The organism is Chryseobacterium sp. sg2396 (assembly GCF_042610505.1).
In the GTDB taxonomy this organism is placed as follows: Bacteria; Bacteroidota; Bacteroidia; order Flavobacteriales; family Weeksellaceae; genus Chryseobacterium.
In genome coordinates this window covers 247985-270576 of record NZ_JBHGAQ010000001.1, presented here as the reverse complement: position 1 = coordinate 270576, position 22592 = coordinate 247985, and the positions used below count along the sequence as shown (strand labels likewise).

General features: G+C 40.2%; 26 protein-coding genes. 6 read left to right on the top strand and 20 right to left on the bottom strand.

Annotated features, from left to right (window positions below; translation table 11 throughout):
• Window positions 1-53 precede the first annotated feature (53 nt).
• A complete protein-coding gene (locus tag ACED20_RS01245; protein WP_288446034.1) occupies window positions 54-662 on the bottom strand; it encodes a hypothetical protein in 609 nt (202 codons plus the stop codon).
• Entirely contained in the window at window positions 652-1326 is a 675-nt protein-coding gene (locus ACED20_RS01240; RefSeq protein ID WP_288446035.1) for a DNA-processing protein DprA, read from the bottom strand. Before ACED20_RS01240 ends, ACED20_RS01245 begins: the two co-directional genes overlap by 11 nt.
• A 398-nt stretch (window positions 1327-1724) precedes the next feature.
• Here ACED20_RS01240 and ACED20_RS01235 point away from each other — a divergent pair, with 398 nt between their 5' ends.
• The 3 genes from ACED20_RS01235 (at window position 1725) to ACED20_RS01225 (ending at window position 3755) form a co-directional block, all read left to right on the top strand.
• Window positions 1725-2135 carry a single-stranded DNA-binding protein gene (locus ACED20_RS01235; RefSeq protein ID WP_288446036.1) on the top strand — a complete coding sequence of 137 codons (411 nt, stop codon included), beginning with the start codon at window positions 1725-1727 and terminating at the stop codon, window positions 2133-2135.
• 41 nt (window positions 2136-2176) lie between these two features.
• Complete coding sequence (locus ACED20_RS01230) at window positions 2177-3250, top strand: DUF932 domain-containing protein (protein ID WP_288446037.1); 1074 nt, start codon at window positions 2177-2179, stop codon at window positions 3248-3250.
• Between the two features lie 61 nt (window positions 3251-3311).
• Window positions 3312-3755 (top strand): RadC family protein, encoded by a 444-nt coding sequence (locus ACED20_RS01225; protein WP_288446039.1) that lies wholly within the window; start codon window positions 3312-3314, stop codon window positions 3753-3755.
• Window positions 3756-3940: 185 nt separating this feature from the next.
• On the opposite strand, the gene ACED20_RS01220 is transcribed toward ACED20_RS01225, so the two are convergent.
• The 12 genes from ACED20_RS01220 to ACED20_RS01165 all read right to left on the bottom strand — a co-directional run bounded on the left by ACED20_RS01220 (window position 3941) and on the right by ACED20_RS01165 (window position 14024).
• Entirely contained in the window at window positions 3941-4933 is a 993-nt protein-coding gene (locus ACED20_RS01220; RefSeq protein ID WP_378103273.1) for a DNA adenine methylase, read from the bottom strand.
• Window positions 4934-5064: 131 nt separating this feature from the next.
• On the bottom strand, window positions 5065-5505 hold the full coding sequence (locus tag ACED20_RS01215) for a TraQ conjugal transfer family protein (RefSeq protein WP_288446041.1): 441 nt from the start codon (window positions 5503-5505) through the stop codon (window positions 5065-5067).
• Between the two features lie 13 nt (window positions 5506-5518).
• On the bottom strand, window positions 5519-6079 hold the full coding sequence (locus ACED20_RS01210; protein WP_288446043.1) for a conjugal transfer protein TraO: 561 nt from the start codon (window positions 6077-6079) through the stop codon (window positions 5519-5521).
• Between the two features lies 1 nt (window position 6080).
• Window positions 6081-6983, bottom strand: a complete 903-nt coding sequence (gene traN / locus ACED20_RS01205; RefSeq protein ID WP_288446045.1) for a conjugative transposon protein TraN — start codon at window positions 6981-6983, stop codon at window positions 6081-6083.
• A 19-nt stretch (window positions 6984-7002) separates the two neighbouring features.
• Window positions 7003-8298 carry a conjugative transposon protein TraM gene (gene traM, locus ACED20_RS01200; RefSeq protein ID WP_288446046.1) on the bottom strand — a complete coding sequence of 432 codons (1296 nt, stop codon included), beginning with the start codon at window positions 8296-8298 and terminating at the stop codon, window positions 7003-7005.
• A gap of 4 nt (window positions 8299-8302) precedes the next feature.
• On the bottom strand, window positions 8303-8572 hold the full coding sequence (locus tag ACED20_RS01195) for a hypothetical protein (protein ID WP_288446048.1): 270 nt from the start codon (window positions 8570-8572) through the stop codon (window positions 8303-8305).
• An 11-nt stretch (window positions 8573-8583) separates the two neighbouring features.
• Entirely contained in the window at window positions 8584-9207 is a 624-nt protein-coding gene (gene traK / locus ACED20_RS01190) for a conjugative transposon protein TraK (RefSeq protein ID WP_288446049.1), read from the bottom strand.
• A 12-nt stretch (window positions 9208-9219) separates the two neighbouring features.
• Entirely contained in the window at window positions 9220-10212 is a 993-nt protein-coding gene (traJ, locus tag ACED20_RS01185; RefSeq protein ID WP_201134235.1) for a conjugative transposon protein TraJ, read from the bottom strand.
• A 1-nt stretch (window position 10213) separates the two neighbouring features.
• Entirely contained in the window at window positions 10214-10846 is a 633-nt protein-coding gene (locus ACED20_RS01180) for a DUF4141 domain-containing protein (RefSeq protein ID WP_378103272.1), read from the bottom strand.
• A 24-nt stretch (window positions 10847-10870) separates the two neighbouring features.
• A complete protein-coding gene (locus ACED20_RS01175; protein WP_288446051.1) occupies window positions 10871-13378 on the bottom strand; it encodes a TraG family conjugative transposon ATPase in 2508 nt (835 codons plus the stop codon).
• Window positions 13375-13707, bottom strand: coding sequence for a DUF4133 domain-containing protein (locus ACED20_RS01170; protein WP_288446052.1), 333 nt, complete (start codon window positions 13705-13707; stop codon window positions 13375-13377). The genes ACED20_RS01175 and ACED20_RS01170 overlap by 4 nt, the downstream gene beginning before the upstream one ends.
• A gap of 11 nt (window positions 13708-13718) precedes the next feature.
• On the bottom strand, window positions 13719-14024 hold the full coding sequence (locus tag ACED20_RS01165; protein WP_288446054.1) for a DUF4134 domain-containing protein: 306 nt from the start codon (window positions 14022-14024) through the stop codon (window positions 13719-13721).
• Between the two features lie 253 nt (window positions 14025-14277).
• Here ACED20_RS01165 and ACED20_RS01160 point away from each other — a divergent pair, with 253 nt between their 5' ends.
• Entirely contained in the window at window positions 14278-15429 is a 1152-nt protein-coding gene (locus ACED20_RS01160) for a serine hydrolase domain-containing protein (protein WP_378103271.1), read from the top strand.
• Window positions 15430-15503: 74 nt separating this feature from the next.
• On the opposite strand, the gene ACED20_RS01155 is transcribed toward ACED20_RS01160, so the two are convergent.
• The 3 genes from ACED20_RS01155 to ACED20_RS01145 are packed head-to-tail and all read right to left on the bottom strand — an operon-like array spanning window position 15504 to window position 17306.
• Window positions 15504-16127 (bottom strand): hypothetical protein, encoded by a 624-nt coding sequence (locus ACED20_RS01155; RefSeq protein WP_201134241.1) that lies wholly within the window; start codon window positions 16125-16127, stop codon window positions 15504-15506.
• Between the two features lie 11 nt (window positions 16128-16138).
• Entirely contained in the window at window positions 16139-16534 is a 396-nt protein-coding gene (locus ACED20_RS01150; protein ID WP_201134242.1) for a DUF3408 domain-containing protein, read from the bottom strand.
• A gap of 4 nt (window positions 16535-16538) precedes the next feature.
• Entirely contained in the window at window positions 16539-17306 is a 768-nt protein-coding gene (locus ACED20_RS01145) for a ParA family protein (RefSeq protein WP_288446058.1), read from the bottom strand.
• 659 nt (window positions 17307-17965) lie between these two features.
• Here ACED20_RS01145 and mobA point away from each other — a divergent pair.
• Window positions 17966-18403 carry a conjugal transfer protein MobA gene (gene mobA / locus ACED20_RS01140; protein WP_288446059.1) on the top strand — a complete coding sequence of 146 codons (438 nt, stop codon included), beginning with the start codon at window positions 17966-17968 and terminating at the stop codon, window positions 18401-18403.
• A gap of 1 nt (window position 18404) precedes the next feature.
• A complete protein-coding gene (gene mobB / locus ACED20_RS01135; protein WP_288446061.1) occupies window positions 18405-19688 on the top strand; it encodes a conjugal transfer protein MobB in 1284 nt (427 codons plus the stop codon).
• Between the two features lie 40 nt (window positions 19689-19728).
• On the opposite strand, the gene ACED20_RS01130 is transcribed toward mobB, so the two are convergent.
• From ACED20_RS01130 to ACED20_RS01120, 3 genes are read right to left on the bottom strand one after another with little or no spacing between them, the layout of a single operon-like run.
• On the bottom strand, window positions 19729-20643 hold the full coding sequence (locus ACED20_RS01130) for an AraC family transcriptional regulator (RefSeq protein ID WP_201134246.1): 915 nt from the start codon (window positions 20641-20643) through the stop codon (window positions 19729-19731).
• Between the two features lie 17 nt (window positions 20644-20660).
• Window positions 20661-21398, bottom strand: coding sequence for an SDR family oxidoreductase (locus ACED20_RS01125; protein ID WP_288446063.1), 738 nt, complete (start codon window positions 21396-21398; stop codon window positions 20661-20663).
• A 12-nt stretch (window positions 21399-21410) separates the two neighbouring features.
• Window positions 21411-22388 carry an aldo/keto reductase gene (locus ACED20_RS01120; protein ID WP_288446064.1) on the bottom strand — a complete coding sequence of 326 codons (978 nt, stop codon included), beginning with the start codon at window positions 22386-22388 and terminating at the stop codon, window positions 21411-21413.
• Window positions 22389-22592 lie beyond the last annotated feature (204 nt).

Genomic DNA, 22592 nt, shown 5'->3' with positions numbered 1-22592 from the left:
TTTTTAATGATGACTTAGAACTAATATAAATGATTATTCTCTGCAGCTCATTTTTAATCCGGCAACTGAACGCCACCATTGGAAGCCAGATTTATATGCCCTCTACTAATATCAATAACACTTTCCAGATCCTTCCAACCCCTCGTTCTTATGGCGCAGAATATTTTGATCTCCTTGTCAGGATAAACTTTCTGAAGTTCTAATGCGGAAGCCATTGATGTTCTGCCTAAAGTTAGAATATCATCGACTATAATAATAATGGGCTCACTGATCAATACTGGACTTACTATTAAGCTTTCTTGATGTGCCTCCACCGTATTTCTGGTATCAGCATGAAATTGTCCACTTGATTTGGGGATTGCATACTTGCGTTTAAGACAATCGGCTACACTTTCGCCCAATCCATTACTGACAAGTGTTTCACAAATGATCCTTGCAGGAAAAACAGCTCCTTCAACCAAAGGTGTACTTCTTGGTACCGGAACTAAAGCTGAGTTTGAAAAATATTCCGATAGATCGGCTTCTTTTATTCTCTGGCTTAATCTCGTACTGAAGCTTACATCTCCGTTTTTACAGGAACCGGCAACCGTACGTGAAGCAATTTCGATCTCAGACTTACCCCTTGGAGAATAGGCCAGAAAAGTAAGAAACTCAAAAGACATAATCTTTCTTTGTTGTTAAATAGGGAATCCTTTCGATCAAAAATTCAAAGTTATCATTGGTCAGTACCTGTGCACCATAACTTAACATTTCTTCTGCCCAAGAGATTTTATCGTTGAGGACATTTTCCATAATAAACAACTGTCTTCCCAGTCTCAATGCCTCCCAACCTTGATGCTTGGTTCCGCTCTTCTCACTGGCCTCAATGATAATCGTTGCATCACTGACCAACGCCATTGTGCGGTTTCTGATAGGGAAACTTTTTGGAGTTACGGGATAGTTTTCGGGGAACTGCGAAATTAGTAGGTGATTTTCAGCAATGAAATCCTGAAGTTCTTTATTTTCTGCTGGGAAATATTTATTAAGAGGTGTTCCGATAACACCGATGGTATGACCATCAAATTCAATAGCTGTTTTATGGGCGATTGAGTCAACTCCTTCCGCTAAACCACTGACCACAGTAATGTCATTTTGCACCAACAGCTTTGCGATCTTTCTTGCTCTTCTTATACCCAGTTCAGAAACCTTCCTGGAACCAACGACGGCTACCCTTCTTCCATTTTCCAATAACGAAAAGTCCCCTTGGTAAAATAACTCTTTGGGACTATTTTTCTTCTCAACGGTAGTAAGCTTATCGTAGTATTCGTTAAAAGCATTGATCTGCATAGGTCTTCAAGATTTAAATGAATAATGTAAATATAGTGTATTTAGTGTGTAAAATACAAATTGAAAAACATTAAAACTGACCATTAATAAGAATTATTAAATATTATATACGACTGATCTTTTTCATAATAAACCGGTAAAAAGGCAGCTAAGGTATATCAGTCATCCATTTCTTCACCCAGCCAAAAGACTACGGCATAAACGGTTTCCTCCCTGAAGGTACCCTCCAATTATTCCGTTTCCTTTTGGCTTTCCCCTTTGCCCGCTAAAATTATCTGCTTTCTTTTTTCCGGTTTTTCTTTTGAAAAATATTCAGCGAAGCCCAAGGGGCTTTCAGAGAAAGGACGGAGAAAAGATTGAGAACAGATCAAAATGTACAATCTTAAAAACCTACGATTATGAACATCATTGGAAGACTGACAAGGGATGCGGAAGTGCGCAACTTGCCAAATGAAAAACAGGTAGTTAATTTTTCAATTGCTACGAATGACAATTATCGCAACAAACAGGGCGAACGGATCGAACAGACCACCTATTTTGAATGCGCCTATTGGATCTCTCCAAAAGTTGCTGAATTTTTAACAAAAGGCACTTTGGTGGAATTAAGCGGAAGAGCCTATACCTCTGCATGGTTAGGAAAAGATGGAGAACCTCATGCAGGATTGAATTTCCACACCTCACAAATCAAGGTTCACAGCAGTAATAAGCGAACTGAAAACAAGTATACTGAGCCGAATAAAACAGCTAAGAAGGAAATTTCTAATTCTAAATCCAACGACAGTGACAAGCATGATGATCTCCCATTTTGAAACTACCAAACAAGATTCTCTAACAATTAAATATTAACATCATGGCACATAATTTAAATTTCAACAACAGAACAGGAAAATATTCATTTTTCAGCGTAAAGGAAAAAGCATGGCACAACTTGGGGCAGATCGTACAGGAATACCCGACAAGTGAAGAAGCCATCAAATTTGCAGGACTTGACTACGAGGTTGAAAAGTCTCCCCTCTTCACAAAAGGTGCAGGCATTATCGAAAATACTAACGGAATAGAAATGATCGATTCAGAATTGGAAGTTCCCAACTACTTTGCCAATATTCGCACCGATAATAACACCTTTTTAGGCGTGGTCGGAAAAGATTACCATATCGTACAAAACCGTGAATCCTTTTCATTTTTTGATGCTATTGTAGGCGGTGGAAATGGTATCTTGTACGAGACTGCAGGAGCTTTGGGAAATGGTGAACGCATATTTATCACGGCTAAATTACCAGATTATATTCGTGTTGGAAATGGTGACGATATTACGGAAAAATATATTTTCCTGACCACCTCCCACGATGGGAGCGGAAGCATCACCGCCGCATTTACGCCTGTACGAATTGTCTGTCAAAATACTTTAAACGCTTCACTAAAAAATATGAGCAATGTAGTGCGGATCAGACATACCGCAGGAGCAAAACAGCGTTTGGAGGATGCCCATAAGGTCATGGGATTAGCGAATAAATTAAGTAATGAATTGGAAAGCACGTTTAATCATTGGGCAAAAATAAAGGTCGGTGATGATGAGATAAAAAGACTGATACAGTTGGCACTCTGCCCCAACAAAGAAACTTTAAACCATTTGCAGAAAGGAAATTTCGATGATCTGTCAACTGTTTTTAAAAATACCGTTGATGATGCTTTTGCCTATGCGATGATGAGCGACACCCAACAGACGGAAACCACAAAAGGGACGTTGTTCGGAGCATATAACGCAGTGACAGGATATTATCAGAATGTCAAAACATACAAAGATGATGAAGCCAAATTACAGTCCATCGTTTTGGGTGGGACTGCACAATTGAAATCTCAAAAGGCTTTTGACCTGTGTAAAAATTTTGCCCAATCTGGCGCAGAAACTCTGATCATGAATTAATTAGAGATTTTAAAAGTTAAGTACGGGAAATTCAAGTCTCTGCCGTACAGGAGCAACCATTATGAAATTCAATATTGTCAACGAGATAAAATTAAGTTATTCCAGAAAAGGAAATTCTGAAAAATTAGTTAGTAGTTCGCGGGACGCAGTGGATGTATTCCGTCAGCACTTTGACCGTGATGAAATAGATTACCGAGAATCATTTTTTGCCTTATATTTAAATCAGGCTCACAAAGTTTTAGGGATCAGAAAAATTTCTGAATCGGGAATTTCTTCCACGGTTGTCGATGTTCGTATCATCATGCAGGCGGCACTGCTTTGTAACGCTTCAGCTTTAATATTGGCACATAATCACCCCTCCGGAAATTTGAAACCTTCTGCCGAAGATATGAAAATTACGCATAGCATTAAAAGCGCATCAGAATTTTTAAACCTTAAATTACTGGATCACTTCATTCTGACATCAACCAATCATTTATCATTTGCCGACGAAGGTCTTTTGTAAATGAATTCATATTATTAAAAAAAATACACGACGTTTCAAATATTGTCGTGTATTTTCAAATTCGGGCGAAAAGACAATTCCTTCCGGTGGTCGGAAACGTCTTTTCGCAAAAAGTAGGGATACAACTCTTATGTTATTCCTCACAAAACCTCCCTGCTTCATAAAAGTTGTGAGCCTGTGTAGATTTAATGTTTTATTAAATGATGAAGATATTCTACTGTTCTCCCAGTACCCATTGCTTGCTTACTTTGAAATCGCTTGTATTCAATCATTGAACAACTATAAGTTCCCAAACCATTCATCATCTCCTTAATAATAGGATATGAAAGAAATCCTTCATTATTGTAACTTAAGAAAATATGCTGAAAATCGCATTTTTTTAAAAGATCAAACATCACATTTTCAGCCTCTGATCTTAAACAGAACTTTGATGTATTGTAGCGTCTCAAACCAGCCTTTCCCCGAGGCTCAAAATCGATATCATACAAAGCAATGGTATTCAACAAATGATAATAGGAACCATATTCTCTGCCATTGTACGGAGGATCCAAATACAGGATGTCACCTTTCACCTGGGTAATTAATTCGCTGCTGTCCATATTAAATATTTGATAGTCCGGAAGCGGTAGTGACGTTCTTTTAAGAGGAAGTAATTGTAAGTTCTTGTTGGCAGTTATTTTTAGTATCTTTAGGTAAGCGCAGTACACGGAGGCTGTGTTAGCAACTTTATCAACCGCTTTTAGCAAGGTAGCCAATAAAAGGATATAGAAATCTTGATCTATCTCAAAACTTTGAAATCGTCGTTCAATATCCATCCTTATGGCATCTATTTTTCGACCGTTTTCGGCTGAAAAATATAACCGACCAGCTGTTCCGCATTCCGAATATTGATTAAATATAAATCCTTCCCTGCCATCTAATTGATTTAGTTCCGCAAGCATTGCCCGGTATTTCTCTTCTGATACTTTGCTAAAGAATGCACTGTTAATAACAAAGCTGTAGTACTCCCTGTCGTTGTAAATTATACTTTCAACTTTGTCATGGAAATAGTTTCCTACTACTCCTGTTCCTGCAAACAGATCACAGAAGCTGCAATCAGCCAGTTTTTGTTCTACAGAATTTGAAATTACATTGTAGATAAAACCTAATAGTCTTATTTTGGATCCCAAATAATTCATTTTTGTTTGCAATCTCCCGTAAAATGGCACTAAGACTTTACTTAGTCCAATCCTGACCTGATTTTGCTTTCAATGTCCTCATGAAAAGCGGCTTGGTACAAAACCAAGCCGCTAGAAGTCAATTAGAAATTTTAAGATGCATTGTCAAATTCAAAATCTACCTTTCTTTCATTTCCAAAACTATCCTTTATCCAAATACTGAACTGATGGGATTCGGAAGCTTTAGATGTATAGTAAAGTCTGAATTGTTTTTGCTTCAATGGATACTCGTCATTCGGTAGATATGGTGGATCGCTGTAATATTGAAGTTGACCAGCTCCTTCATATTGAAAATACCTAACACTGTACATTGTTCCATTAAAGTTCGAAGAAGTCAATAGTGAAATGCGAATTTCTACCGTTTCATTCTCAGCTATTTTACCAGGAACAGGCATTATTTGGACTTGAAAAGGAAAGTCCTGTTGAATTTCCAGATCGTTGTCCTGACAGGAATTAAATACAAAACTAATTAAGAAAATTACCATTGAATACTTATATAGTTGCAAGATCTTTTTGTTGATTACATTTTTCATTTTACAAGCTTTTTTAAAAATTAAATCGCATTCCGAAACCAAACAAAGCGTGAAACTCACCGAGCTGACTGTTCTGCAAATAGCGCAGCTGCCCATTGACCAAAAAAACCAAATGGTCTGTCAGATAACTTTCTAAAGATAGTTTACCACTTGCACCATAAATAAAATTCTCGGTTGCATTAATAATAGAGCCATCATAGATCGTTTTATTTCCCCCATTGATCTGCTCATAACCTGCAAGCCCTCCTAAACCCAGATTGATATTGACATTCCGCATCAGATCTCCCCACACATAGAGACTGTAACCCCCATTGAAAAGGAAGGTATCAATCGGGATATCGTAATGGGCATATTCGTAATACTTTCTGCTGTATTCGGCCAATCCGAAGAGGTAATTACCGTTTTTGGTGTAAGAAATAACACCTGCACCTAAAGCGTAATTTTGCTTTTCAGGAGATTGTGGAAATACTGAATATGAAATTTCGAATCCTTTTTGCTTAGGGATCATTTGCTGGGCAAACGATTGAATACTTATTGTAAGTAGTAATGCGGTTGTTAAAAATATTCTATTCATCTTATTTTGTTTTTACGTTTAAACTGCTGATCAGCCTGGCATGGATCAGATCGGTATTTTCAAGCTGAACCTTCTGATGCCTTCCGCCATTCTTTTCCAGAATTTCAATTTCCAAAACCTGATCTTTCAGAAGGGTAAACTGATCCAATAAGTAAACTCCTGATATTTCAGAATGATGAGAAGCTGTCATTGTTGGAAAATATACCCTAATCGGCTTTAACAGTTTGTCCTGAACAACCGTTCTTTTCAAATTCTTCTTATCGATAATTTTGAAATTGACCAGATCAATGTCATACGCCACATTGCTGCTGTTTTTAACCTCTAAGGTGAAAAAGAATTTGCTATCATTGACGTGCAGTGCCCGGACTGAAAACTGGATCCTATAGCTTCCGGACGATATGTGTTTGATGGTCTTGCTGCTTTTTTCATACAGGTTTTCCATAATCAATTCCGTAAGAGAGGACGAACTTCCTCTGAGATCTTCAAACAGGACATCCGCAATATACTGTCGCTCATTGCTTCTCTGCATCTTTAAAAGGTCATAGCTGAGTGCGTCAGGATATGAACTGTAAAACACATCGAAGCTGTAGAACTTTCCGTCTTCGGTGATCACCGAAAAATTGGTTTCTTCTTCGAAGTCCCTGACTGCCGATTTGATCCGAAGAACATTTCCAACCGGCTCTGCCTTATTGGCGACCAGCAGGTCACTCCCCAAGTCAACATATCGGATCGGCGAAGGAAAAAGCAGGTGCGAGGTTTTATTGTAGGTGACCTGCATTTTGTAGGGCTGTAATCTAGCCTCTTCTAATGGAAGATATGTAAAGATAGAATCCTGCGCTAGTGCTCTTACTGTCAAAAGCAGAAATACGATCATCAAAAGATAATGGCTTTTTATTTTATTCATTTTATTGTTTTTTAATGGGTTATTTTTTTGGCACAAGCAAAACCTGATGGCCCGCTTTTACCTTTACTTTTTGTTGTCTGACCCGTTTCTGGAAATATCCTGATAACCCCTGCACAACGCCTCTGCTTAAATCCGCCGCGATCTGCTGACCTGCCGACTGCGTCATCATAATATTGGTACCAGAAGTTTGCCCCATACTGCCCACAATGTCGGTCACAGCATTTTGCTCCGGTGAATAAGGAACATATAAGCCGAGCTGACCATCATTGTCATGAACATTGATCTCTACAGGATAAATGCTACCCTGATATTCTATCGACGAAATTTTCAATTGCAGTCTCCCACCCTGAAATTTGCCGTTTGCCTTTAGTAAGGTCCCTGCAGGAATTTTGGTATGAGCCAGAAGCATACTTTCCAAGAGTCTGATCGATAATGTACTTTCATTGGTCATCGTCATTGACTCCTGTAAAAGACCTTTGATCGCATTCTTAGAATACCTTGTGTTTTTGGTTTCATCCTGAGTTCCGAACAATCTATTATCATTCAGACCAGCCAGAAAGGCGCTGTCCGATGGCTCTCTGTACAAAGAAGAGACAATATTTAATTGAGCTGATTTTACTGCTGTGAGCTGTACTTTATTTCCAGAAGGCTGCTTCACATCCTCTTCTCTTGATATAAGATCTTCCTGCTTATTACTTTGGGGAAGGTATTTCGCAGCCATTTGGTAGGATTTTTCCATCAGCTCCAATTGGTCATTGACCCTAAGACCAGCAGGAACAGCATTGTTCTGCAAAGCTTCATTTTTTAATCTGGATATTTCTTTCCTAAGATTATTCACTTCCTGATCATCCCTGCTGTAGAAGGAACCTAATGTCTGCTGCGCATTGCGATAGCTGTTAACTGCACTCGGATTAGATGGTGACAAACTATTCGGATTAGCAGTCAATGACGTCTGATCAGAATTTTGGTTAAGGCTGTTTTGGTCAGTCCAGTAATCAGACAAGTTGGTCATCGCATTTCTTTTCTCTTCATTTTTTTTCTCCAGCAATTGTTGCTCATAGGCTTTCTGTTTATCAGATTGTAACTGGTCTTCCTTTGCCTGCGGTATACCTGCATTGAAGCCTGATTCTTCAATGACCTTATCCTCGTTTGGTTTAAAGATGAGGTAGAGGCATCCGACACAGACAACAGCCATCAGAAAATAGATGATCGGCTTTTTAAATCGTTCCACTGGAAATTTCTGCAGACCTTCTGCTTCTTTTTCCCGTTCCTGCGATTCGCCCTCCGTGATCTTGATCTTATTCGAATCTTTCATTGTCCTATTTTTTAATGGTTGAACCCGTTTTGTTATCGTGTGACTGTCTTTTCATAGCAGTGTGATCTGATATGGTCGTAATATGACTGATTGACATGGTGTTGTTATCATTTGCTGTTGTGATAAAGATGCTGATCAACACCAGTAAGTTAACTACGGTATAACCTGCAAAAAACAGCTTGGTGAAAAACCTCTGGCGTTTCGCCGGGAGCTCTTTCCATTTTCTGTCTGCATGCAAAATCTGGCGCTCTATTTTATCCCTTATTTTTTTCATTGTTCTGACTTTTAACGTTCAACAGTTTCAACATCTTTGTTTTCAAGGACATTGAATTTTTCAATCGTAAATCCCTGGGGATTGCTGTCTGACCGCACAGAGTTCACTAATGAACAATTGGTGATCAGACTTCGTATCGTCAGATTGCTAGATCGGATAATGAACTGTCTTGCGTACGTTTTTACGTTATAAGGATAGCTGTCGAAGTTGGCAACGACACTGTCAACCTCTACCCTCTGCTGAATATTCCCTGAGATGATCCGGTTGTAATAGCCTTTCTCCTGAAGGTCTTTATAGTAATCGAATGCGGACTGGTCTGCCAGATTGAAAGCTCTTTTAACATTGCTTTCAATGGCATTCTTATCCGGCGCCACTGTAAAGAACAGCTCGTGAAAACGCCTTACATGCTCCCTTGCCTCGACAGGCCTGTTGATCGACATATCCTGAGACAGGGCGACCATCAGTGATTTACCGTTGTCCAACACGTAGATCTTCTGACGTTGTTCTTCTGCAAATTGATAGGACTTGAAAACGACAACTCCAACTACTGCAAAGCAGAGCACCGCAAAAACAAATGTAAATAGGCGGATCTGCTTGAAGCTGCTCTCTATATTTCTTAAAGTTTTAAATTCCATTGGATCGTATTTTTATTTTAATAATCTGCCTGAGATATTACCTGTTGCAGAACCCGCTGCTGCTCCCGCAATATTTCCTGATTTTGTGGCGGTCTGGTTGACATTGCGCATAAAGTTACCGGCGCCTCCTGCCTGAATGACCCATCCGGTAACGGTTGGAACCGTAAAATATCCGATAATCCCGATGATCATATAGATGATGTAGACCGTGTTAGATGTATCAGGAATGAAATTAGAATCTGCTAGCATCTCAATATCCCGTTCCAGGATGAGCGTTTGTATTTTGGCCAATATTGCACTGAAAATATCCGCAACTGGCAGCCATAGATAAACACTAATATATCTCGTCAGCCATTGTGTGAGGGTGGTCTGGAAACCATCCCAAACAGAGATGGCAAAAGCAATGGGTCCCAAAATAGACAGTACAATGAGAAAGAAGGTTCGGATTGTATCAATGACCAGAGCTGCTGATTGGAATAGGATCTCCAGAAACTCACGAAAACCGTCCCTGATATCTTTCTTGATGTCAAACATCTCCCTTTCGATGTACATTCCGGACATGGTCACCAGGTCTGATGGAGACCATCCAAGCTCTTCTAACTTTTTATCAAATTCCTCATCAGAGATCAGATAGGCCATTTCGGGATTTCTAAGCATCGCTTCCCGTTCCAAAAGGTCTTTTTTCTGTTGCAATTCGTTCATATCAAGAACCTGATCTTCCAGCATCGAATGACTTCCCTGAACGATCGGACTTAAAACACCATTGATGCTGCCCAATACCAATGTTGAAAAGAACATAATGCAGATACCGATGGCAAAAGGTCTCAGCATAGGAAACAGATCGATCGGTTCGGCACGGCTGAGTGACTGCCATACCTTGATGGCCACAAAGAACAGTGCGCCCAGACCCGCGACACCCTTAGCTACGGCAGCCATATCGGCACATAGGGGCATCATCTCATCATAGACCGAACGAAGTACTTCGTGTAAACTAGTCGGTTCCATCTTACCAGTATTTTTGATTGGCGGTTCCGTAAAGGTCCAACACCCTTTTCGTGTTGTTCTGCTTTTTGGCTCTCAGATAGCTGACAGAAATATTCTTGTTGGTGTAGTATCTTACCAGATTATGGTACTCTTTGACCTCTTTGTAAACCCTGTCGATCACATCCATTCTTTCCTTATCGTTCAGGGAAAGACCATTCGCAGTGATGATCTCTTTCAGCTCTTTTAGTAGCTCCGTACTTTCGTTCAGCAGGGCTGAATAACCGTTGGCAATGGCCGTCAGTTCCTGGACATTGAAGTTGGGGTCGTTGAGCATCTTGCCAAAATTATTGACGTAGATCTCTGAGACATCGCCTACGAGAAGAACCGTCTGCTGCACCTTTCGGGCATCTTTGACCAGGTTGTTGACAGCCTTCAGCTTGTCGTAATACTCCTTTCCCTGTTCATAGACCTTCTTGACCTCGTTGAAGTTCTTGATAACGTTGGAAACCGTTGATGAGGTCTGCACGATCTCATTGGCGGAGTTCAAAATGCCTGATGCCAGATTGGCCGGATCGGTCACTACGAATTGTGCATTTGCATAGTTTGCGGTAGCGAAAACGGCTACCATTGTTGTTTTAATGATGTAATTTTTCATTGTAGTAAAATTTTAATGATTGAATTAGTTGTCTTTGGTCGATTTGATCCTCTTGAGGGAGATCCTCTTGATGGCCTGTTCTACATTGCCATCCAATTCAGAAGCGAGATTCATGACCTCCATTTTCTCTGTCTCTTCTGTCGTGTAAGCCAGATATTCTTCTGTGGAAACTTCCGTAGCATAGACGGCAGAATGGGTTCCGCCCAGTCCGATCCAGACTTCTTTGTAGAGTCTCTTAGGATCATTGTTCATATTGATGGAAAGTAACTGTGACTTTTCTTTGTCAGTCAATCCCAACATTGCCTGGATGTCATCGAACTTGTTCATATACTTGCGCTGATCCAGAAGGATCTTGCAGTCTGAATTGTTGATGATGCTCTCCTTGACGATCGGTGACTGGATGATATCATCGACTTCCTGGGTTACCACAATGGCCTCTCCGAAGAATTTCCTGACCGTCTTGAAAAGGTATTTGATGTACTCTGCCATTCCTTCTTTGGCGATCGCTTTCCAAGCTTCTTCGATGAGGATCAGTTTTCTGATGCCCTTGAGTCGTCGCATCTTGTTGATGAAGACCTCCATAATAATAATCGTCACGATGGGGAACAGGATCTTGTGGTCTTTGATCGCATCGATCTCAAACACGATGAACCTTTTGGACAACAGGTCAAGCTGCTTTTCCGAATTCAACAGATAATCGTATTCGCCGCCTTTGTAATAGGGCTCCAATACATTAAGGAAGTTGGCGATGTCAAAATCCTTTTCCCTGACCTTCTTTTGTTCCAGAACTTTCTGATAGTCATCTTTCACATAATCATAGAATCCATTGAATGAGGGATGGGAATTTTTACTCCTGATCTGTTCTATGTATCCGCTGACCGCATTGGACAGCGCCACTTCTTCAGATCTTGTAGGCGGTTCATCATCCCTCTTCCATAAAGTCAGGATCAAGGTCTTGATACTCTCTCTTTTTTCGATGTCAAAGACACCATCATCGGTGTAAAATGGATTGAAGGCAATAGGATTGTCTTCCGTGTAGGTAAAATACACGCCGTCCTCCCCTTTTGTCTTGCCTTTTATAAGTTCACACAATCCCTGATAGGAATTTCCGGTATCGACCAGTAATACGTGAGCACCCTGCTCATAATACTGTCTGACCATGTGGTTGGTGAAGAATGATTTGCCACTTCCCGAAGGCCCCAAAATAAACTTGTTCCGATTGGTGATGATCCCACGCTTCATCGGCAGATCGGAGATATCCAGATGGATTGGTTTTCCGGTTAGACGGTCAGCCATCTTGATTCCGAAAGGTGACGGGGAGTCCTGATAGTTGGTCTCTTCGGTGAAAAAGCACAAGGCAGGTTCAATGAATGTATAGAAGCTTTCTTCACTTGGAAAGTCGCCCGCATTACCTGGAATCCCTGCCCAATACAAGGTCGCTGTGTCCGTCGTATTGTGGCGGGGCTTGCATTCCATCAAGGCCAATGCACTTCCGGTGTCATTTTTCAGCTGCTTTAATTCTAAAGGATTATCCGACCAGGACATCACATTGAAATGCGCTCGGATGGACTGCAGACCGTAGGAATGGGCTTCATTGAGGTATTTCTCGATCCATTCCTTGTTGATCTGATTCGCCCTGCTGTACCTAGCCAACGAATGCATGTTTCTGGCTGACTTTTCAAATTTGGTCAGGTTTTCATCGCTGTTATCAATGAACAGATACTGATTATAGATGTGATTGCAGCTCAACAGAAGTCCTACTGGCGATGCAAAGGAAAGCAGACAGTCACTGCGGTCGGTACTCAGTTTTTCATACCGGCTGTGTGATGAGACAGTGCCTGGCAGATCATCGGTATCGGATAGTGTATGCATGCTGATGCGATTGTTGCCGATACGCAATTCTTCTGATCCAAGCTTAATGTCCTGGAGAGATGGATTCGACTCTCTTGACAGGGTCAGGTACTGTTCGAGTATTCCCGACTTGTCATCAGTTCCTGAGATCTCATCTTCGGTCATCCGTTCCAGATGGACGTAGCCGCTGTCATTCACAATTCTTTCAAACTGATCGACGGCTTCCAAAAAACGGCTGATCACCTCTTTGTCTTTGATCTCCTTGGGGATCAGTTTGCCTTTGCATAGGGATGAGAAGTTGCTCTGCATCCGCATTCTCTCTCTACTGGTTTTCGTGATGAATAGATAACAGTAGTGGTTCAAAAATGGTCTCTCATTGAAATGGCGCTCAAAAGACTTTGACAGAAAGCTCTGGTCTTCTCTGGACAGATCAGGATTGTAATTTTCCTTGATAAACCAGTCCTGCTTATGGACGACCGTAAAATCAGGAAGTGTCTTGATAGCCTTGAACCATGCTGAATGGATCGCTTCATATTCCGCCGACGCCACCGTAAAGAGTTCAGGCAGCCTGACCTTGAAACAAACCGTGACATCCGCATCTTTTGAAATAATGCAGTTGTTCTCTATCGCAAGCAGTGGAAATCTACTTTCCAGCGTTGCGGCTTTGGAGGTATTTCTCATGCTGAAGATTTTTGACGGTTACTTTTCAGGTAGCGATAGATGCATTTGCGACTGATGATATACTTGGGATGCTTCTTTTGGGCACCCAATTTCATAAGTCCGTGCTCGCCGTATTTTCCGTTGAGTAAGAAGGTCTGCCAGATGAGAATAGCACTACTTGCTCCGCCAATCGTAAGGCAGAGATAGGTATTGACGCCAGCCATGTACATGATTATCACGCATACAAGTATCCCCAATAATCCCCCTGCAAAAATGAACAGGTACTGTGCTTTTAATCCTTTGAACTCGACCGTCCTTCCGATGCCTTTGTTGATATGATAAGTATTCATCGTAACAAAGTTTAAAGGAAGAATGAACGTAGGATCGTTGCAGCTACAATTAAGAAGATACACGCTCCAAACCAGCTGGCAGCGGTCTTGCTGGTGTCAGGGTCACCACTGCTGAACTTGTTATACACCTTGACCCCTCCAATAAGTCCGACAACAGCACCGATCGCATAGATGAGCTGAGTTGCGGGTTCAAAATAAGAGGTCACCATTTGTGTAGCCTCATTAATTCCTGCGGTACCATTGCCTTGGGCAAAGGCACCTGTTACTGCAAAAAAGGTCAGACCTAATAGCAGTAGTTTTTTTCTTTGTTTTTCCATAACTGAAACACATTAATTGTTACTTCACCCCACGCCCTGTGGGTCGATAAGTCAAAGGTGTTATGGAAATTGTCCTGTTGTGGTAAATTGGAAATCAGAGGAATTGTTTGGTACTATGTGTCTTAATCTCTATTAATTAATTTCAGATTTATGATAATAATTTCTTTGAAGACATTATTATTTCGGACATTTGAGTTTCAGCGAAATGTATTGGTTTTTAATCCTGAAGCACATGGCTAGAATAATCACTTATATGAAATATGAATCAATTAAAGTTATCCTGATAAATGTCTTAGCTATTGTGTTAGTGGGGACTACATTTTCCTGCTCAACAACAAACACCGCCAAAAATTCTATTGCAAATAAAAATGACGCGCTGTATATGGAAATAGAAAAGTTGGGACAGGAGCTAACTGTAAAAAATAATGTTCCCGGCGTTGGAGTTGCTGTAATTCGGGATGGAAAAATCGCATGGATACAATCGATGGGTTATGCGGATCTGGCAAGCAAAAGACCCGTAACACCGGAAACAATTTTCAATATCGGTTCCGTCTCCAAACTGGTTTCTTCCTGGGGCTTTATGCAATTGACAGAGAAGGACCTTATAAAACTGGACGATCCTGTTGAACAATCTCTTACCCGCTGGCATCTGCCCCGCTCTGAATTTGATGAATCTAAAGTAACATTACGGCGATTGCTGAGTCATACGGCAGGACTTTCTGTTCATGGTTACGGCGGATCGGATCAAGGAACTCCATTGCTAAGTCTCGAAGAATCACTGAATGGAAAAACAAAACGCAATGGTGAAACCGTACATCTCATCAGCGAACCGGGAACAAAATGGGAATATTCCGGAGGCGGTTACACACTCGCCCAACTGCTTTTGGAAGAGAAAACCAAACAGGATTTCACCAACTATATGAAGCAAAATATCTTCCTGCCACTTGGTATGAAAAACACCAACTACGAATGGACAGAAGATATGAAGCCCAACTCTGCAACCGCATACGACGAACTCGGCAATCCCATCAAAAATAGAATCTTCACTGAAAAAGCGGCTGCAGGATTGCAGACTACGATTGTCGATCTGGCTCACTTTGCAGAACTATCGATTACCCTAGATCCCAAACAATTGATTAAAGTTCTAAAACCTGAGACTATCAAGCTGATGGAAACGCCTGTTCTTCCTTCTTCCACCGAGGGCGAAAGCGGACTTGGTTACAGATTTATGAATTATGAAAATTTCCGAACTATTGGTCATACCGGTGAAAATGCCGGATGGAGCGCAGCATTGTTGTTAGATCTTCCTTCAAAAAGCGGTATTATAATACTTTGCAACGGATCTAATGGCGACCGCGTTTGGTTTCCTATTTATCAAAGCTGGCTGAAAACAATTAAAAGATAAAAGGTTTTAAAAAAAAATTCTCAATATCAAAATCTTTTATGAATCTCATACAATGAGCAAAAAGGGGAATCTGACTAAACAAATTCCCCAATGTCGAAACCATCCGCACCATCTTTACGCTTAAAAGAAATGTCCTCACCTTCATTCGAAATACTCTGGCTAAGCAAAGCGGCAACTCGCTTTGATGCGTCACCTAATGAATTTTCTAAAAGATCAAAAAGCTCGGTTCCCTGAATTTTCTGAATGATGTGAACTGCTTGCTGTTCTAAGTCAGGCTCCAGCAAATCTTGCTGAAGCAACTGTCCCGCAGTACTCAATTCCTGAAAGGTAACCCCTGTGGCAAACCCGCTTTCTATTTTAGAATCATCTTGGCACTGCCAGTCTTCTTCCTCGTCTTCCCAATCATTATTTTTGACCAGTATCTCGTCAAGTTCTTTTTTTGAAGCTGTATTTTCAAATACCTCCTCCTTGGTTTCTGAATCAAAATTATTTGCTTTTAGTACGATAGATTTGTTCTGGCTATAATCGGCATCGGATGGCACTGGTTTTCTCTCTTCTATCTTTGTTTTTCCCATAATGGAGGGCACAGGTAGTTGAGGTTCGGCACTTTTTTCATTTGGATGCTGATCTATAAACTTCCTGTCCCAAAGTAGTAGGATGATAATGAGTAATAGTCCTATGATGATTAATTGTTCCATAAGATGATAGATTAAAAGATTGGACGGTATTTGCTGTTGAAATCATCAGTGATCTCTTTTTCAAACGTTTCAAAATGGTACGCCAAAATATTATCTAGATAAGCATATAAAGGGATCTGGTCGTCGGCAATGATCTGGATGATCCGGGAAAGTCTTTCGTGATATTCAGGTCGAATATAGATACTTTTATCACCACGCTTGGTCATGGTGTGATGAGTAAGAAACTGATCAGCGTAGGTGATTCCAACACTTTTTTTGTTCTTTATTCTTTGCTTCGTAGGCTGCTTGTCCTTTTCAGAATCAAGTTCCTGCCTCTGTGGTTCCTTCTTTGTGCTGCCAGCCATGATAGACATCAGATATTGTTCATCAATATTGTTGTCTTCGCGGTTTAGTTTATCACTGTCCATCTTTTTACAATTTTATGATTCTTAAAAACTCTTCCATAAACTGGTCTAGCCTACATAATGTCATCAACTTAGGGTCTGCCGGCAATAAGGTCGAACGGAAAACAGTTTTTGCAACCGTCTCCCCTTCTTTGCGAAATCTCTTGCTGTCTGTGATGGATGATTCCATCAATTGAAGTCCCAGATCTTTGATCACCTTATTGTAATTTTTGTACAATGGGGTTTTCTCCCTACCATCGACCTGATTCCAGAACAGCTGTATGCTTTTGATCTCGGTATGCTTTTTCTTCATCAAGACATTGGTCAGAACATCCGTAAAACTCAGGGTGCTTTCAAGGACGACTCTATCGGCAGTTATAGGTGAAAAGATATAATGGACATTGGCAAGTGTACTTAATATCCCAGCCGTATTGACCGTGCCAGGCAGGTCTAGAAAAACTACATTCGGTGCAACTTCGGAATTTATAAGATAATTTTCAAGCTCTTCCAAAACCGTATCGGTCTTGCTCTGAAAAACAGGATAGGCTTTTTTATTAATAGTTGTAAACTGTTTATGAGCCATTTTTTTTAAGACCTCATTATGCATAACTGTTTTAAGATCCCTTTCCCGCATCTGTATCAAACTGTACTGCGGAAAGTCACAGTCGAACACAGCGACTTGATATCCTAACCGGTAATGAAGGATACTTGCCAAAAGTACTGTGAAGGTACTTTTTCCCACCCCTCCCTTTTGAGTGGAAAAGGCAATGATTATTGGTTGTTTTTTTGTTTCCATTTTTCTGATTTTATAGTTGAACATTGGTTAACGATACTTCTAGAGTGACAGCTGGCTGGCAGGCTCAAATCACATCCTGCTTTCCTGCAATCTTAGGCAATTGAAAGCATATCTGACTTCCAACTGTATGACCAGAATTCAATCAGTCAGCGGGCCTTTCCTTAAAGGATCCTGTACTTCCGTCAGGTTGAAATGCCTGACCGATCTTTATCTTGTGCTATTGCATTCCGGATATCCTGACTGACCTCTGGAAAGTTGGAATGCCTGCCTTCAAGAACTCAAACGATTTTGCCATACATCAGTCGTGATGACATCCTGGTACAAATGAATAACATCCGGCTGTACTCACCTTCTGAGTGGTTGTCTTTGTCTCGCAATGGATTTGTTTGGCCTTATGAACTTTAGAGAGTCTGTGAAGCATTGTAGTTTACTTTGTCAAAGGGTGATTGAATGGATTAATGCTCTAAATCTTTTCACATAGGAAGAGCCTGTAATACTGGATTGAATCTATTCTATTATAGCTTTATCCTTTCACCCGAAAGGGGCAAGTTGTGTTTTGAGCATCTCGAAACGTTTTCAGATGCTCAAAACAACTTGCCCTTGCAGGGGGCAGAAACAATCTCCGAAGTCGATGTTTTGTAAATTTAATTGGACAGACGATGAATGATCATAATAGTAAACCACAGAAAAAAACGGGACGCCGTCCAAAGGCCGATCCTTCCAAGATCCGATATACAATCTCATTTAATGAGGTGGAACATTCCCGCTTTCTTGAACTTTTTGACGAGTCAGGAATGAAAGTGAAGGCCCATTTTATCACTTCGTGCATTTTCGAAAAGACAATAAAGACCGTTAAAGTGGATAAGGGAACGGTCGATTTTTATATGCGGCTGACCTCTTTTCACAGTCAGTTTCGGTCTGTGGGGGTCAATTATAATCAAGTGGTTAAACTGTTGTACACTAATTTTTCTGAGAAAAAAGCTGCAGCACTACTCTATAAATTGGAAAAAAACACTATTGAAATGGTCGACATCTTTAAAAAAGTGATGCAGTTGACAAAAGAATTTGATCAGAAACATTTGAAAAATCAAGAATAACATGATCGCAAAAATTGGAAGAAGCAGTAATCTTTTTGGCTCCCTGTCTTATAATAATTCAAAAATTGAAAAGGATAAAGGAGAAATTCTGATGACCTATAAAATGATTGAATCAGCTGACGGGAAGTATTCAGTTGCTCAATTGGCGAGATCATTTGAACCTTATCTTTTGGCAAACCGAAAGACTGAAAAACACACGTTGCATATCTCCCTGAATCCTGATCCTAAAGATCAAGTCTCTGATGAACAATATAAAGAAATGGCTCAGCTTTATATGAATGAGATGGGTTTTGTTGGTCAGCCATTTGTAGTATTCAAACATAATGATATCGACCGGAGTCATATCCATATTGTTTCAGTCTGTATAGATGAAGATGGAAGGAAAATATCCGACAAATTTGAAAAGATCCGATCGATGAAAATCTGCCGGGAATTGGAAAATAAATTTGGTCTTATATCAGCAGTTGAGAAACAGTCTCAGCAAAATCACAAGATCTTTCGACCGATTGATTATAAGGCTGGAGATATTAAAAGCCAGATTGCGTCGGTAATACGACACATATCCTCTTACTACCAATTTCAATCCTTTGGGGAATACAATGCCTTGCTTTCATTATTTAATATTACAGCCGAGAAAATAGAAGGTGAATTACATGGCCAATTAAAAAGAGGATTGCTTTATTTTCCTTTAGATGGCCAAGGGGAAAAAGCTGGGAATCCTTTTAAAGCATCTTTGTTTGGAAAAAATACAGGATTACCGGAGTTGGAATTGCACTTCGCAAAAAGCAAAGAGGCTTTAAAAGGCCATCGGTCAAAGCCCACTATCAAAGCAGCCGTTACTATTGCTTTAAAATCAACAAATGATGAACAGGTTTTTAAAAAACAGTTAGGCAAACAAGGCATTAATGTGATAGTACGTAGAAATGACACAGGACGTATTTATGGTATAACTTTTATAGACCACAATTCTAAAACGGTTTGGAACGGTTCACACTTAGGCAAAGAATTTTCTGCCAATACTCTTAATGATCATTGGAACAATAACATCAAGCCTGATAATAAAGAGTCAGTTAAACAGCAATCGAAAACACCAAGGACAAATGACGCGGATCTTCCTGCCCAAGAACCACATTATTTGTTCGACTTCATTAATTCTACTGATAGACACGAAGATGGTTTGATTGAAGCATTGGGTGGTTTACTGCCTGAAGCACAAGGAGAAGATTTTGAGGAACTGAATTTTGCCAGCAGGATGAAGAAAAAAAAGAAACGACCAAGAGATTGATATCGTCGTAATTACAGACGATGGAACTTAGTACAACTTTTTAATTAAACGACTTTCTAAACTGCAATGGCGAAACGTTTGTCTTTGTTTTGAAAAGTTTGCTGAAAGATTGAGAATGCTCAAAGCCCAGTTCATAAGCAATTTCCGAAACGGATAAATCCGTTGTTGACAATTTTTCTTTCGCTTTTTCTATGACTGTATTCTGAATATATTGTTGTGTATTTAGTCCTGTCAATGAACTCAGCATATCGCTCAGATAGCGTTGCGACAGCTTTAATTCCGTGCTGATATATTTTACGGACGGTAAACCATTTTTCAGACTTTTTTCTTCTTCAAAATAATTGTTTAACAGTCGATCCAAAGAAGTGATGATGTCGTGATTGACTGCTTTCCTAGTGATGAATTGCCTATTGTAAAAACGGTTGCTGTAATTCAATAACAATTCTATCTGCGACACCAGAACATCCTGACTGAAACCATCAATATTGTTGTCCAATTCATTCGCTATTGTATCAAATAAATTAGCTATAATTTCTTTTTCCTTTGCCGATAAAAACAAGGCTTCAGAGACATCGTAGGAGAAAAAGCCATACTGATTAATCGTTTTTCCCAGCGGATAGTTGCGGATAAAGTCTGGATGGAAATACAAGGCAATCCCTTCATAGCTCTCCGTTTCTTCGGGTGAAATAACAATTTGTTTCGGCTTCAGAAACGCCAGTCCACCTTCTTCAAAATCATAATAGCCCTGTCCGTACTTTATGTGTCCTTTGAAGGTAGGCTTAAAGGAGATCTTGTAAAAATCCAGACTCACCTTTTGCCCTTTCGGAAACATATCAATTGAAACAGCATTGTAGTCCACCAATGCGATCAACGGGTGCAATGGCGCAGGAAATCCCAATACCCGCACCAATTGCGATATACTTTTAATTTGATTGATGTCAGATTGTTGTTGCATTTCATTTACGAATTTAATCAATTTTGTTTTGAGGGACGAATTACAATATCACCAACTTCAACATCTGCAGGTTGGCTTATGGCGTAAATAACAGCATTAGCAATGGCATCCGGGCTAATGGCCAGATTTTCCATATTATCCTTGATGATGGTTTTCATTTCCTTGTTTTTTATATTTTCAGCAAAGTTGGTTTTTACAACACCTGGCGAAATTCCGGTAATCCTGATTGTTCCGTCTGATTCTTGTCTAAATACTTCAGCGATAGTTCTTACCGCATTTTTGGTTCCTGCGTAAACACCCTGCATGGGTACAATCTTGATTCCTGACGTTGAAATGATATTGACGATATGACCCGATTGCAGTTGCTTGAAAACAGGAATTGCAGCCGCCATTCCATACAAAACACCTTTGAGGTTAATGTCGATCATTTCTTCCCAGCCGTCAACATCCAGCTCGTCAATGCGGCTTAACTGGCTGACTCCGGCATTGTTCACAATGACATCTAATTTTCCGTATTCCTCAACTGCTGTATTGACCAGTCTTACAAGATCGGATTTATTCTTCACATCAATTTGAGCACAGGCTGCGTAACCACCTTTGATTTTAATTTCTTCAACAATCTGTTGTAATTGTTCTGTTCGTCTTGCACCCAAAACGACCTTCGCACCGTTTTTAGCTAATTCTAAGGCGATAACCTTACCCATTCCACTGCTTGCGCCTGTAATGGCAACTACTTTTCCTTTGATATTCTGCATTGCTATTTGTTTTTATCTGTCAATTTGTTTTTCTAAAAATTCGGGATAACGGTCGCCCACCAGTGTAATTCCATTGACCATTTCGTCAATTTTTGCCAGTTCATCGGTTGTCAATACAATATTTGTACTGGCGATGTTTTCCTCCAAACGATGCAATTTTGTAGTCCCGGGAATTGGTGCGATCCAAGGCTTTTGAGCTAAGAGCCAAGCCAATGCTAATTGACTTGTTGAAATATTTTTTTGTTGGGCAATCTCAGAAAGCGCATCTACTAAAACCATATTCGCTTTAATATTTTCTTCGGTGAAACGTGGAATGACATTTCTGCGGTCGACAGCCTCTAATTTTTTGTTGATGATACCGGTTAGGAAGCCTTTTCCCAAAGGACTGAACGGAACGAAACCAATTCCTAACTCTTCCAAAGTCGGTATAATTTCATTTTCCGGTTCACGCCAAAATAAAGAGTATTCGCTTTGTAATGCGGATACAGGTTGAACTGAATGTGCTTTTCTGATTGTTGTGGAACTCGCTTCCGATAAACCGAAATACTTTACTTTGCCCTCCTCTATCAAGTCTTTCACTGTTCCCGCAACATCTTCTATCGGAACATTAGGGTCAACTCTGTGCTGATAAAGCAGATCAATGTAATCTGTTTTTAATCTTTTTAAAGATGCCTCGGTAACGGCTCTTATTGTTTCGGGTCTGCTGTCCAGACCTATTGCCGGACTGGCGTCTTTACAACCAAACTTCGTAGCGATGACCACATCTTTTCTATAAGGCTGTAATCCCTCGCCAACCAACTCTTCGTTGGTGTACGGTCCGTAGGCTTCTGCGGTGTCAAAAAATGTAACACCTCTTTCAACTGCGTTACGTAGTAGCGTGATGGCATCTTTTTTATCAAGACCTTTTCCATCCAAAAAGTTTAACCCCATACAGCCAAAGCCCAATGCAGAAACCTCTAATCCGCTATTTCCTAATTTTCTCTGTTGCATAGTTCTTTTTTTAATTGTTTCTAAAACTGATTGTAATCTCAAGTACAAAATTCTGAATCGTCGTTCTATAAAAAGTAGCCCAATTGGTAATTGTTGTAGTCTAAAAATCATATAACGGCCTCCAAAAGCCAAACACTGCGATTGACTTCCACATTCTTATAGCTGGGCTGCACAGTCTTTAAATTCACAAACTATCATTAAAAA

Bases quoted from the DNA above. Each gene is read 5' to 3' on its own strand.
- ACED20_RS01120 (WP_288446064.1), bottom strand. From the start codon at position 22,388: ATGCAACAGAGAAAATTAGGAAATAGCGGATTAGAGGTTTCTGCATTG.
- ACED20_RS01145 (WP_288446058.1), bottom strand. From the start codon at position 17,306: ATGGAAACAAAAAAACAACCAATAATCATTGCCTTTTCCACTCAAAAG.
- ACED20_RS01225 (WP_288446039.1), top strand. From the start codon at position 3,312: ATGAAATTCAATATTGTCAACGAGATAAAATTAAGTTATTCCAGAAAA.
- ACED20_RS01220 (WP_378103273.1), bottom strand. From the start codon at position 4,933: ATGAATTATTTGGGATCCAAAATAAGACTATTAGGTTTTATCTACAAT.
- ACED20_RS01210 (WP_288446043.1), bottom strand. From the start codon at position 6,079: ATGAATAGAATATTTTTAACAACCGCATTACTACTTACAATAAGTATT.
- ACED20_RS01160 (WP_378103271.1), top strand. From the start codon at position 14,278: ATGAAATATGAATCAATTAAAGTTATCCTGATAAATGTCTTAGCTATT.
- ACED20_RS01155 (WP_201134241.1), bottom strand. From the start codon at position 16,127: ATGGAACAATTAATCATCATAGGACTATTACTCATTATCATCCTACTA.
- ACED20_RS01235 (WP_288446036.1), top strand. From the start codon at position 1,725: ATGAACATCATTGGAAGACTGACAAGGGATGCGGAAGTGCGCAACTTG.
- ACED20_RS01195 (WP_288446048.1), bottom strand. From the start codon at position 8,572: ATGAAAAAAATAAGGGATAAAATAGAGCGCCAGATTTTGCATGCAGAC.
- mobB (WP_288446061.1), top strand. From the start codon at position 18,405: ATGATCGCAAAAATTGGAAGAAGCAGTAATCTTTTTGGCTCCCTGTCT.
- ACED20_RS01245 (WP_288446034.1), bottom strand. From the start codon at position 662: ATGTCTTTTGAGTTTCTTACTTTTCTGGCCTATTCTCCAAGGGGTAAG.
- traK (WP_288446049.1), bottom strand. From the start codon at position 9,207: ATGGAATTTAAAACTTTAAGAAATATAGAGAGCAGCTTCAAGCAGATC.
- traJ (WP_201134235.1), bottom strand. From the start codon at position 10,212: ATGGAACCGACTAGTTTACACGAAGTACTTCGTTCGGTCTATGATGAG.
- ACED20_RS01165 (WP_288446054.1), bottom strand. From the start codon at position 14,024: ATGGAAAAACAAAGAAAAAAACTACTGCTATTAGGTCTGACCTTTTTT.
- ACED20_RS01215 (WP_288446041.1), bottom strand. From the start codon at position 5,505: ATGAAAAATGTAATCAACAAAAAGATCTTGCAACTATATAAGTATTCA.
- ACED20_RS01125 (WP_288446063.1), bottom strand. From the start codon at position 21,398: ATGCAGAATATCAAAGGAAAAGTAGTTGCCATTACAGGCGCAAGCAGT.
- ACED20_RS01175 (WP_288446051.1), bottom strand. From the start codon at position 13,378: ATGAGAAATACCTCCAAAGCCGCAACGCTGGAAAGTAGATTTCCACTG.
- mobA (WP_288446059.1), top strand. From the start codon at position 17,966: ATGAATGATCATAATAGTAAACCACAGAAAAAAACGGGACGCCGTCCA.
- traM (WP_288446046.1), bottom strand. From the start codon at position 8,298: ATGAAAGATTCGAATAAGATCAAGATCACGGAGGGCGAATCGCAGGAA.
- ACED20_RS01230 (WP_288446037.1), top strand. From the start codon at position 2,177: ATGGCACATAATTTAAATTTCAACAACAGAACAGGAAAATATTCATTT.
- ACED20_RS01130 (WP_201134246.1), bottom strand. From the start codon at position 20,643: ATGCAACAACAATCTGACATCAATCAAATTAAAAGTATATCGCAATTG.
- ACED20_RS01170 (WP_288446052.1), bottom strand. From the start codon at position 13,707: ATGAATACTTATCATATCAACAAAGGCATCGGAAGGACGGTCGAGTTC.
- ACED20_RS01240 (WP_288446035.1), bottom strand. From the start codon at position 1,326: ATGCAGATCAATGCTTTTAACGAATACTACGATAAGCTTACTACCGTT.
- ACED20_RS01180 (WP_378103272.1), bottom strand. From the start codon at position 10,846: ATGAAAAATTACATCATTAAAACAACAATGGTAGCCGTTTTCGCTACC.
- traN (WP_288446045.1), bottom strand. From the start codon at position 6,983: ATGAATAAAATAAAAAGCCATTATCTTTTGATGATCGTATTTCTGCTT.
- ACED20_RS01150 (WP_201134242.1), bottom strand. From the start codon at position 16,534: ATGGACAGTGATAAACTAAACCGCGAAGACAACAATATTGATGAACAA.